Below are 11793 nucleotides of genomic sequence, written 5' to 3'. Positions count from 1 at the left end.
GTTATTATGGTTCATTTAAAGATATGTTTGTTAATGCTCATTTAGCTCAGAATATCAAGCATGATGTTACTTCTCAAAGAGACTACTCTAATAGATTCCTACTTCAAGCTGGGTGGGTGTTTTAATAGAGTATTTACTAAATTTAAGATAAATTTTCACAGCTAAAAAAGGATAGAGTTGAAAGAGATTACGAAATATTTAAATATTTTAATTGTTGAAGATGATATTGAGATACAAAATAATCTAAAAAAAACTCTATCTCTACTCTTTAATCAAGTATTTATAGCAAATGATGGAGTAGAAGCATTAAAAAGCTACAAAGAACTCGAAGTTGATATAATCATCAGTGACTATGTAATGCCTAATATGGATGGTTATGAGTTAAGTAAAAAAATAAGAGAAGAAAAAGACGATATTCCAATAATTATACTTTCAAGTTTTATGGATATCGAAAAACTACAAAAATGTATTCCTTTAGAGCTTACAAACTTTTTAGAAAAACCTATTGCCTTTGATAAACTTTTAGAACAAATAAATATCTCAATAGAAAAGCTTGAAAAAACAAATAGGCTAAAATTTAAAATTACAGAAACAATCACATATTGTAAAAAGAAAAAGTGCTTACTAATTGATAACAACGAACTTGAATTAAGTCTATATGAATCAAAACTACTTGAACTTCTATGTGATTATAAAAACCAAATCATAGAGTTTGATACTATCATAGGCTTTCTAAGTAATAAAAATGAAGAAATCTCTAAAAATAGTGTCAAAAATATTGTCTATAGATTAAGAAAGAAACTTCCTATTGACTTGATTACTGCACATCGGAATTTAGGTTATTCCATAAATATATGATTAAATTTATAATAGTTCTGTCTTTCTTTATTCAATTTTCCTTTTCAGATACAATTGTCATAAATAATGACTTTGAAAAGACCTTATATAAAAGTACAAAAAAAGTATTTTCCACTCCTGAAAACCTGTCTATAAAGAGTGTACAAAAAAAGGAATTTTCCAATACAAAAAAATCAAATTTTGCAAAAACTCCAAACTATATATGGACAAAATTTAATTTAGTAAATAATACTAATAGAAATAAAGAGCTATTTTTTAGAAATTTAAGACCTGGAATAGATTATATTGATGTCTATATAATAAAAGATAAAAAAATACTTGATATCTTTTTATTAGGTGACCTGAGATCATATAATGAAAAAAGAGTTCTATCTAGAAAAAGTATCTTTAATTTTAATTTTGAAAAAAACTCTTCTTATGAAATATATATAAAGTATCAAAGTATAGGGGCAGTTACAAACCAATGGGAAATATTTACTCCCCATAACTTTTTCAGAGTAGAAACAATAGAGTCTATGATTTGGGGTATTATTTATGGAATCTTTATTTCTCTAATGATTTACAACAGTATTTTATACTTTATGACAAAAAATAGTGCTTTTTTATTTTATGTATTATCCACCCTATTTTCTGGACTTTATCTTCTAACATTAAATGGAGTTATATATCAGTTAGACTTAGGTATAAATCTATATTTAGTCACTATTTCAACTTGGTATTTTGCTTATCTTTATATAATTTTTATTCTACTATTTATTATCAAGTTTTTTAATGAAAGAAAAGACTCAAGACTTTATAGACTAGTTAGGTCTTTGATTTTATTTCAGATATTTTCATTGTCTCTTTTAAGTATTGGCTTTTATGACAATACATACCACTATACTACATCAAAAATAGATACATTTGCTCTATTATCTTTTCTTTTTATCTTTTTAATCTCTATATTTGAGTTTAAAAAAGAGAAAAACTATTCCTTATATTTTCTTATAGGTCAAGCCATATATATTGTATGTTTTAACTACTATACTTTAGAAGTAATAGGAATAATAGAATCATATCAATACTCTTGGATTATATTACCAATAGGACTTCTATTAGAAGTGATTTTTATCTCTTTAGCTCTTAATGCAAAAATGAATATGGTTGAAAATGAAAAAGTAGAAATAGAACAACAACTTTTAGAGCAATCAAGATTTACAAATGCAGGAAGAACTATCTCATATATTATTCATCAAATTAAAAGACCTATCTCTCAATTAGGTAGCCAAATAAATTTGATTGAAGCAACATCAATGCTTGATAAAAAAAACCTTCCTTCAACTATAGAAGAAACTCTACCAAAGATAAAAACAACTCTTGAATATATAAATGAAGTAAACCATAGTGTAGATACCCTATTTTTAAATCCTAATGGAAAAGAAAGTTTTTCCCTATCTAAGCAATTAAATGTTTTGATTTCTTTATTGAGTGATTATTTATTAAAACATAATATTGAAGTTAAAAAAGAGTTTGAAGATATTGAAATAAAAACCTATAAAGGTTCCTTATCTAATGTTATTATGGTAATACTTGAAAATGCAATTTATGAACTAAAAAATCTTGATAAACAAAGGTTTATCAAAATATCTACTAAAACTATAAGTGGTTTAATTTATATTGAGATTGAAGACTCTGGAAATGGTTTAGATTGTGTAGAAACAATTTTTAGCTCTAGTTACTCAACAAAACTACATCAAGGAAGTGGTGTAGGTTTATCACTTGCAAAGATAATTACAGAGAAAAAACTTGAAGGTAAAATCTTAGCTATAAACACTTCTTTGGGAGCAAAATTTATACTAAAACTACCTATTAAATAGTTTTGCTTTTAATAAAAAATAAACTACTGCACTTATTCCTGCACTTGAAAGTGTCATTGCCATAATCATTATTTGATATCTAACAGCAATTAAAGGGTCAACCCCTGATAAGATTTGTCCTGTCATCATTCCAGGAAGAGCAACTAATCCAACTGCTAATAGTGAGTTTATTTGAGGTATCATACAGGCTTTAAAAGCTATTTGTCTAGCCTCAATGAAGTTTGTTCTTTCTATCTCTTTTTCAAAGCGTTCAACAGCCAAAGAAAGAGCATTCATAGTATTTGCAAAAACCATTCCTGCAAGTGGTATTACATACCGTGGTTCGTATAATTTTTCTAACTCTAATACAAATCCAATTATTAAGAAAAGATTGACTAAACCTGAAGTACTCACTGCTAAAAGTATCTGAAAATAGTGTTTAAAACTTTTATCATTAGTATTTCTAAGAGTAATCCAAGAAGCAACTACAATCATAAATAAAACTATAAATATACCTACTTTTAAGTCATCTGATTTGAAGATAAAAACAAGAAGATATCCAATAGTTATAAGCTGAATAATCATCCTTATACTAGCTACTAAAATATCAGATTTATCTTTTGTCCATTTATAGTAAAAGTACCATACAAAAAGTAAGGGAATAAATGAAAGGGATAAGTTAAAAAATGAAATTGTACTCATTTTCTAACTTCTTAATAAGTCCTTTAGACTTTCGTGAGGATTCTTACCATCAAGAATAAGTTTTACCTCATTTGCAATTGGAGTATATATTTTATTTTTCTTTGAAAGTTTAAATACAGCCTCTGCTGTTTTAACACCCTCTGCTACTTCTCCAAGCTCTTCTAAAATAGTTTCTAAGCTTTTACCCTGTGCTAGACCAAGTCCTACACGGAAGTTTCTACTTAGTTCACTACTTGCTGTTAAAAATAGGTCACCTGCTCCACTAAGACCAAGGAAACTATCTTTTTTAGCTCCAAACTCTTTTCCAAATCTTTGCATCTCCACAAGACCTCTTGAGATAAGTGAAGCTCTAGCATTATTTCCTAGTTTCAGCCCTTGACAAATACCACTAGCAATAGCAAGCACATTTTTATATGCTCCACAAATTTCAGCACCTATTACATCTTCTGAGTAATAAGTCTTTAAAAATCTTGGGAACATAGGAGCAAACTTTTCATAAAGTTTTTTTGATTTTGAGTTTATTACAATAGCTGCTGGTAAAGCTTGAATAACTTCACTAGCAAAAGATGGACCAGAGATAAAACCTATATTTTTACTTGGTACAAACTCTTCATAGATTTCATTTAAAAACTCACCCGTACTAGCTTCAATACCTTTAGCTGCTACAAGTATTTTTTGTCCAGAGAATACAAAGTTTTCTTGTAACCACTCTCTTACTTCTTGAGCAGGAATAGCAATAACTAAGTATTCACACTCTAGTGCAGTTTGTAAATCTACAAAATTGTCAATATCTCTTTTTGTTCTTGAAGTTATTAAGCATTTTTGGTTTTGACTAAGAGCGAAGTGAAGAGCTTGTCCCCACTTACCTGCTCCAATTACTGCAATAGATTTTTCAGCCATTTATTACCCTAATCTTTGTTTTAAAAGTTCATTTACTTTTTGTGGATTTGCACTACCTTTAGATGCTTTCATTGTTTGACCAACAAAGAATCCAAATAGCTTCTCTTTTCCACCTCTATACTGCTCTACTTTATCTTCGTTTGCTGCTAATATTCCATCAATGATTTCTAAAATAGCACCATCATCAGATACTTGTTTTAATCCAAGTTCATCAATAACTGCATCAATTTCACTTTCAGGTTTTTCCATTAAGAAATCAAGTACTTCTTTAGCAGCTTTTCCAGAGATAGTTCCATCTTCGATAGCTTTTACAACACCTGCAAGTTTTTTAGCATCTACTGGTGAATTTTCTAATGACATACCTTCAGTGAATCTTGCTGGTAATTCAACAGTTAACCATGTTGCTGCATTTTTACCTGTAATTCCTTCTTTCATCATCTCATCAAAGAAGTTTGCAGTCTCTAAATTTGCAGTGATAACAGAAGCATCATACTCTTTGATACCAAAGTCATTTACAAATCTTTGTTTTTTCTCATCTGGAAGTTCTGGAATTTGTGAATATTTTTCCATCATTTCATCAGTAATAACTACTGGTAAAAGGTCTGGGTCTGGGAAATATCTATAATCAGCAGCATCTTCTTTACCTCTCATAGATCTAGTTTCACCTTTTTCTGGGTCAAATAGTCTTGTTTCTTGCACAATTTCTGTATCGTGAACTCCATCTTCCCAAGCTTCAATATGTCTATTTACTTCATACTTAATTGCTTTTTCAATGAATTTAAATGAGTTCATATTTTTGATTTCACATCTTGTATATAACTTATCATCACCCTTTGGTCTAATTGATACGTTAACATCTGCTCTAAATGAACCTTCTTGCATATTTGCATCTGAAATTCCAAGATATCTTACAATTGAATGAAGCTTTTTAAGATATAAAATTGCTTCTTCAGATGTTCGCATATCTGGTTCAGAAACGATTTCAAGAAGTGGTGTTCCAGCTCTATTTAAATCCACATGAGAAACACTTCCTGCATGGATACTTTTCCCTGCATCATTCTCTAAGTGGGCTCTTGTTACACCAATAGTCTTACTTGTTCCATCTTCAAAGTCAATTACTAATTCACCAAGTCCTACAACAGGAACTTCGAATTGAGAAATTTGGTATCCATTTGGTAAATCTGGGTAGAAGTAATTTTTTCTATTAAATATAGATTTTTTATTTATTTGTGATTTTAAAGCAGTTCCTAGCATAATTGCTTTATGTACTGCTTCTTTATTTAATACAGGAAGAGCTCCTGGAAGTCCTAAACAAGTTGGACATACGTTTGTATTTGGTTCTTCTCCAAAGCTTGTTGCACAAGAACAAAACAGCTTACTATTTGTATTTAATTGAACGTGTACTTCTAATCCAATAATTACTTCAAACATCTATTTCCTTTTATCTTACTATTTTAATATCTGCAGATAGTTTTAATTTCTCAAAATAGTCTTTTAAATATTTCTTTTCTCTATCTTGCATAATCATGTTAAAAATTCTATCTTTTACATCTTCAAAAGCTAAAGTTTGTTGATTCCCCTTATCTTTAATTAATAAAGAAATATATTGCTTATTTGATGTAAAAACAGGAGTAAATTGATTAACTTTTGTCTCGTTTAAAATATACTTTAACTGAGGGTTTAAATTAGCTTGGTTTAATTCAATAGCTGCTTTTTTAACATCTTTTACATTAACCATTGGGTTGCTAATAGCCTTTTTTAAAGCTGCATTATCTACTGAAGAGTATTGAACTGCTCTTACAGTTGAAGCTGTAGAAAAAAGATTTTTATTGTTATCATAAAAAATTTTTAAATCATCTTCATTTGCAATTTTAATATTTCCTCTAACAAGTTTTCTTGTAAGTTTTTGTCTAATAATTTGCTGTCTAGTTTGCTCTTCATATGCATTATAGTCTTGGTATTTTTGTTTAATTAAAGATTTAAAAGTATATAAATCCATACCATTTGATGCTGCAATCTTTTCTAAGTAGTTGTTTACATCAAAAATATCTGCTGTGATATTGTGTTCTTCAACTAATTGATCAAATAAAACCTCATCAATAAGTTGTGCTACAGCTTTATCTTTTGGAAGGTTAGCTTGAGCTTTTCTCTTTTCAATATCATAAAGAGTAATTGGTTCATCATTCACAGTTAATGCAATTGCGTCTACTAGTTGAGCAAAAGACATTGTAGTTAACGTTAAGAAAACAAGAAGTAGTTTAGTCATAATTTTAATCCTTTTTGTAACTATCAAACTTTTATTTGATATAAAAACAGATATTTTACCAAATTAATAGTAAATATCTGTTTTGTTATAAAAGAAGATTATTTATTTTTTGAAATAGTACACTTATCAATTAAATAGAAAATAGAGTTATAATCTAAACCTGATGTTTCACTAAGTCCTATTTCACAAGTTTTAGAAGTAGAGAAAGCATATTTTGCCTCTTTTACATCATCCTTTAAAAATCTAAGTGCAGATTGGTTAAGTTCAGGGAAGTTAAATCCTCTATCCCCTGCAAATCCACAACACTTAACATTTTCTGGAACAATTACATTTGTAGAACACATTTTTGCTAATTCTATAAACTTCTCATGTAGTCCCATTTTTCTTGAAGAACAAGTTGTGTGAATAGTTATTGGTTCATCCATTTGAGTAAAATCAAGATTCTCTTTTAATACATCTAAAGTAAACTCAATAGGCTCATAGATTTTCATCTTTCCATCAAAACTCTCAAGCATCTTTTTAGTACAAGGACTTGTATCACAAAGCACTGGATACTCTCCAAAGTTACTAACTTCTTGTAAAGCATGCTCAAGCTCATCACTTTTTTGTTTTGCTTGTTTATTAAAACCTTTTGAAGAGAATGGCATACCACAACATAATCCATCCATATTTTCAGGGAATAGTATTTGGTATCCAGCTTTTTGAAGTAGCCTAACTGTTACATCAAATAGTTCTTCTTCAACTGTTGTTTTACTATCTCTTCCCATTGTTCTATTTATACAAGAAGGGAAATATACAACTTTTTTATCTACAAGTTTTTGTTCAAAGTTTGTATCTATTGAAGTTGGTCTTGGCAGACTTGCACTCCATTTTGGTAGGTTTCCTTTTGTTAAGTCTCTCATAGAAGAAGTGAAACCTTCCATACTTGGTGTTCCAATCATCTTATGAAGTAGATTTGCTCCACCTAAACCAAACTTCATTCCCTTTAAAGTTGTAGAGAAATTATTTGCTACAAAAGAGGCTACTTTATCAGCTCTTGAACTTACTTGTTCTGCTCTTAAATGCTTAGTTAAACTTCCCGTATCAATCTTAACTGGACATGCAGTAGAACATAAAGAACAAGTTGCACAAGTCTCTATTCCATCATATTGATAAAGGTCTTTATACTCTTTTGCTTCTTCAAGATTTCCTTCTCTTTCAAGTTTAGAAATTTCTCTATTGATTACAATTCTTTGTCTAGGAGTTAAAGTAATATCATTTGAAGGACAAGTAGGCTCACAGAATCCACACTCAATACAAGTATCAACCAACTCATTTGTTGCAGGCATTGCTTTTAGGTTCTTTAAGTGTGCTTCAGCATCATCATTTATGATAACACCTGGATTTAAAAGTCCTTTTGGATCAAATACTTCTTTGATTCTTTTCATCATTGAATAAGCAGTTTTACCCCACTCTACTTCAATAAATGCAGCCATATTTCTACCTGTACCATGCTCAGCTTTTAAACTTCCTTGATACTTAACTGCAACAGAAGAAACAACATCATTCATAAACTCATCATATCTTTTAACTTCAGACTCAATTGAGAAGTCTTGAGTAAATACAAAGTGGAAGTTTCCTTCTAAAGCATGACCAAAGATTAAAGCTTCACTATAACCATGTTTTTTAAATAGTGCTTGTAGCTCTAATGTAGCTTCTGCTAACACTTCAATAGGATAAGCAACATCTTCAATAATAACAGTTGTTCCAACTTCTCTTACTGCTCCAACTGCTGGGAAAAGACCTTTTCTAATCTTCCAGTAAAGAGTGTATTCCGCTACATCTTTTGTAAAGTAAATATCTCTAACAACAGAGAACTCTTCAAGAAGTTCTTCAAGCTCCTTAATTTGAACATCTAATGACTCATCATTTATTGCTCTTGTCTCAATTAAAAGTGCCGTTACATTTTCATCAAAATCTTTAATATATTCTGGCATTGCTGGGTCATTTTCAATACTTGCAAGTCCAGCTCTATCCATAAGTTCAACTGCATCTACTGTAATAGTTTTTGCTTCACGTGCAAGTTTGATTTTAGTAACCGCATTACATGCTTCTTTTACATCTTTAAAATAAATAAGTGCAGATGCTTTATCTTTTAAATCTTCAACTGTTTCATAAGTAATCTCTTCAATAAAGGCTAAAGTTCCTTCACTTCCAATGATTAAGTGCTCTAAAACTTCAAATACATCATCAAAATCAATTAATGCATTTATTGAGTAACCACATGTGTTTTTGATTTTAAACTTTTTTGCAATTAATGCTGATAATTCTTCATCACTTTTTGTTTCATTTGCAATTTTTTCTAAACCTTCTACTAAATCTTTGTGAGAAACTCTAAAAGCTTGTTTTGATTCTTCGCAAGCTGTATCTAGTTTTGTACCATCTGCAAAGATTAACTTCATTGATTTTAAAGTTTTATATGAGTTTTGTGAAATCCCACAACACATACCTGAAGCATTATTTGCAGCAATTCCACCAATCATAGCGGCATTGATACTTGCAGGATCTGGTCCAATCTTTTTACCATAAGGAGCTAGTAGATTATTTACTTCTTGTCCAGTAAGTGCAGGTTGTAAAGTAATAGCAGTTTTATCATCAGAGATTCTAAAATCCCTAAAGTTTCTTGATGTAACAATTAAAATAGAATCACTAATTGCTTGACCAGATAGAGAAGTTCCAGCTGCTCTAAAAGTAACACTTAATTCCATAGCATTTGATAGTTTTAGTATCTCTTCAACTTCTTTTGCATTATCTGTTTTGATTACAATTTTTGGAATTAATCTATAAAAAGAGGCATCTGTTCCATATGCTAATGTATGTAACTTATCTGTAAATAGGTTTTTAGCATCAATTACTTTTGATACTTCATTATAAAAATCTTGGTATTTTCCTTCTAACATTTTTGTTTCCTTATAAATTTTTCTTTGTTAAATTTATAATTAAATGCTATTCAAGGCGTGGGACAGTATATATTCTTTGTTGTGGGTCATCAATAAAAGAGTACATCCTATCTTTTGTTTTAAAAACTAGATTAGTTAATAGCTTTAAAAAGCTTGACATGATGTACTCCTTTTTTAAATAGTATTATACTACATATCTGCAGACATTCCAAAGAATTCTGGATAGAATGCTACGATACATAGAACAATTACCTGTATGACAATAAACGGTAACACCCCTCTATAGATTTGTGCTGTTCTAACTGATGCTGGTGCACACCCTTTTAAGTAGAACAGAGAGAACCCAAATGGTGGTGTTAAGAACGATGTTTGTAAGTTCATTGCAATTAAAATTGCGAACCATACAGGGTTAATATCAAGTGCCATTGCTACTGGAAGTAGAATTGGAACAATAATATAAGAAATCTCAATAAAATCAATGAAGAATCCTAAAACTAAGATTGCTAACATTGTAAAGATAATGAATCCCCATTTTCCATCACCTGGTAAACTCATCATTACATGCTCAACAATCTCTTCTCCACCAGTATAAGAGAATACCATAGAGAATGCTGTTGCACCAATTAAGATACCAAATACCATTGAAGTAACTTTAACAGACTCTAAAGCTGCTTCTTTTACCATACTAACTGCAAATGTTTTATATAAAACTGCAAGTAAAATTGCACCAATACATCCAACAGCTGCTGATTCAGTAGGAGTTGCGATACCTGCAAAAATAGAACCAAGAACTAAGATAATAAGAGTTAATGATGGAATAATATCAATTAAAGCTCTTACAACTTGTTTTTTCTTATCACCTCTACTTGGGTCTGCTGGAATTGCAGGAGCAAAATCTTTTTTTACATATGAAACTACAAGAATAAATAGAATATATGCTGCAACTAAAGTAAGTCCAGGACCAACTGCTGCTTTAAACAGGTCACCAACTGGAACTTGGAATACATCCCCTAAAATAATTAATACAATTGAAGGAGGAATAATCTGTCCAAGTGTACCTGAGGCACAGATTGTACCTGTAGCTAATTCTGTATTATATTTATACTTAAGCATTACAGGAAGGGAAATAACACCCATCGCAACAACTGAAGCACCAACAACACCTGTTGAAGCTGCAAGTAAAGTACCTACTAATACAGTAGAGATAGCAACACCACCTCTAATCTCTCCAAATAAGAATCCCATAGATTCTAATAATTTTTCTGCAAGTCCTGTTTTTTGTAAAACAATTCCCATAAAGATGAACATTGGAATTGCCATTAAAATAGTACTTTGCTGAATAGAGTAGATTCTAAAAGGCATATAATCAAACATTGCTATACCTTCAGCCCATCCCTCAGAAATAAGTTGTGCTATAGCTGTACCTTCTTCTGCATAAGCAAAAATTTCATAAAACCCTGCGAAGATACCAAAAAATACTGAAACTGCTGCAAATGTAAATGCTACTGGAAATCCAATAATTAGCATAAATAGTGCAGTAAAGAACATTACTATACCAATCATTTAGAATCTCCTTTTTTATCTTCTTTATTTTCATTTTCAAAAGGATCAATATCTACTACATGATATTTTTTCTCACTTAAATCACATTTTAGATTTTCAATTTCACCTTTTAAATTATATTCATCCATTGGGTGTAACCCTTTATAAATATTTAGATTTCTAATAAAGAATCCAATTGTTGTAATAATCAATAAAAAGAAAGATAAAGGAATAAGCCCTTTTACAATCCATCTATATGGAAGACCACCTGGATCGCCACTTTGCTCCATTGATAAATATGCTTCATAGGCATTGTTAATTGAACTAAGACCTACTAAAATAGCAATTGGTAAAATAAATAATACAGAACCTACCATATTAATCATTGCCTTTCTTTGTGGGCTAAATCTATCATATACTAAGTCAACTCTTACATGACCATCTTCTTTTAAAGTATAAGCAACTCCAAGAAGTATAATTACAGAGAAGAAATGCCATTCCATCTCTTGCATAGCAATACTTCCTGATTTAAAAAAGTATCTCATAACTACATCATAAAATACGTTTAAAATCATCAGAACCATAGCTATTGCTGTTATCAGTCCAATAAAGTCCGCAAACTTATTGAATCCTCTCTCAAGTTTTAACAACATAAAAATCCTTTGGGTGTGTTGTAATAAGTAAGATAAAGATATCTCATTGTTCTATGTTTATATTACTTATTGTATAAAAAAACCCCTTAAAGGGGTTT

Annotated in this window: 9 protein-coding genes; 2 read left to right on the top strand and 7 right to left on the bottom strand. The window is 30.1% G+C overall.

Annotated elements, in window-relative coordinates; all coding sequences use genetic code 11:
• The first annotated feature begins 177 nt into the window (after positions 1 to 177).
• The gene (locus tag CRV02_RS07800) at positions 178 to 858 is read left to right on the top strand and encodes a response regulator transcription factor (RefSeq protein ID WP_129089848.1); all 681 of its coding nucleotides are present in this window, start codon (positions 178 to 180) and stop codon (positions 856 to 858) included.
• Positions 855 to 2714, top strand: coding sequence for a 7TM diverse intracellular signaling domain-containing protein (locus tag CRV02_RS07795; protein ID WP_129089847.1), 1860 nt, complete (start codon positions 855 to 857; stop codon positions 2712 to 2714). The genes CRV02_RS07800 and CRV02_RS07795 overlap by 4 nt, the downstream gene beginning before the upstream one ends.
• Here the strand turns inward: CRV02_RS07795 and CRV02_RS07790 are convergent.
• From CRV02_RS07790 to CRV02_RS07760, 7 genes are all read right to left on the bottom strand, one after another.
• A complete protein-coding gene (locus CRV02_RS07790) occupies positions 2700 to 3395 on the bottom strand; it encodes an ABC transporter permease (protein WP_129089846.1) in 696 nt (231 codons plus the stop codon). The two genes, CRV02_RS07795 and CRV02_RS07790, sit on opposite strands and share 15 nt — an antisense overlap.
• 3 nt (positions 3396 to 3398) lie before the next feature.
• On the bottom strand, positions 3399 to 4295 hold the full coding sequence (locus tag CRV02_RS07785; protein ID WP_129089845.1) for an NAD(P)H-dependent glycerol-3-phosphate dehydrogenase: 897 nt from the start codon (positions 4293 to 4295) through the stop codon (positions 3399 to 3401).
• Between the two features lie 3 nt (positions 4296 to 4298).
• Positions 4299 to 5726 carry an Asp-tRNA(Asn)/Glu-tRNA(Gln) amidotransferase subunit GatB gene (gene gatB / locus CRV02_RS07780; protein WP_129089844.1) on the bottom strand — a complete coding sequence of 476 codons (1428 nt, stop codon included), beginning with the start codon at positions 5724 to 5726 and terminating at the stop codon, positions 4299 to 4301.
• Between the two features lie 10 nt (positions 5727 to 5736).
• Positions 5737 to 6561, bottom strand: a complete 825-nt coding sequence (locus CRV02_RS07775) for a peptidylprolyl isomerase (RefSeq protein WP_129089843.1) — start codon at positions 6559 to 6561, stop codon at positions 5737 to 5739.
• A 98-nt stretch (positions 6562 to 6659) separates the two neighbouring features.
• Complete coding sequence (locus CRV02_RS07770) at positions 6660 to 9500, bottom strand: FAD-binding and (Fe-S)-binding domain-containing protein (RefSeq protein ID WP_129089842.1); 2841 nt, start codon at positions 9498 to 9500, stop codon at positions 6660 to 6662.
• Between the two features lie 189 nt (positions 9501 to 9689).
• The gene (locus CRV02_RS07765; RefSeq protein ID WP_129089841.1) at positions 9690 to 11063 is read right to left on the bottom strand and encodes a TRAP transporter large permease subunit; all 1374 of its coding nucleotides are present in this window, start codon (positions 11061 to 11063) and stop codon (positions 9690 to 9692) included.
• Positions 11060 to 11695 (bottom strand): TRAP transporter small permease subunit, encoded by a 636-nt coding sequence (locus CRV02_RS07760; protein ID WP_258239255.1) that lies wholly within the window; start codon positions 11693 to 11695, stop codon positions 11060 to 11062. Before CRV02_RS07760 ends, CRV02_RS07765 begins: the two co-directional genes overlap by 4 nt.
• Positions 11696 to 11793: the final 98 nt, after the last annotated feature.

This window comes from Arcobacter sp. CECT 8989, assembly GCF_004116715.1.
Classification (GTDB): domain Bacteria; phylum Campylobacterota; class Campylobacteria; order Campylobacterales; family Arcobacteraceae; genus Halarcobacter.
The sequence above is the reverse complement of the archived record's forward strand: the minus strand, read 5'-3'. Positions and strand labels throughout refer to the sequence as shown.

Coding starts and splice junctions, on each gene's coding strand:
- CRV02_RS07775 (WP_129089843.1), bottom strand. CDS start 6,561: ATGACTAAACTACTTCTTGTTTTCTTAACGTTAACTACAATGTCTTTT.
- CRV02_RS07790 (WP_129089846.1), bottom strand. CDS start 3,395: ATGAGTACAATTTCATTTTTTAACTTATCCCTTTCATTTATTCCCTTA.
- CRV02_RS07785 (WP_129089845.1), bottom strand. CDS start 4,295: ATGGCTGAAAAATCTATTGCAGTAATTGGAGCAGGTAAGTGGGGACAA.
- gatB (WP_129089844.1), bottom strand. CDS start 5,726: ATGTTTGAAGTAATTATTGGATTAGAAGTACACGTTCAATTAAATACA.
- CRV02_RS07795 (WP_129089847.1), top strand. CDS start 855: ATGATTAAATTTATAATAGTTCTGTCTTTCTTTATTCAATTTTCCTTT.
- CRV02_RS07765 (WP_129089841.1), bottom strand. CDS start 11,063: ATGATTGGTATAGTAATGTTCTTTACTGCACTATTTATGCTAATTATT.
- CRV02_RS07760 (WP_258239255.1), bottom strand. CDS start 11,695: ATGTTGTTAAAACTTGAGAGAGGATTCAATAAGTTTGCGGACTTTATT.
- CRV02_RS07770 (WP_129089842.1), bottom strand. CDS start 9,500: ATGTTAGAAGGAAAATACCAAGATTTTTATAATGAAGTATCAAAAGTA.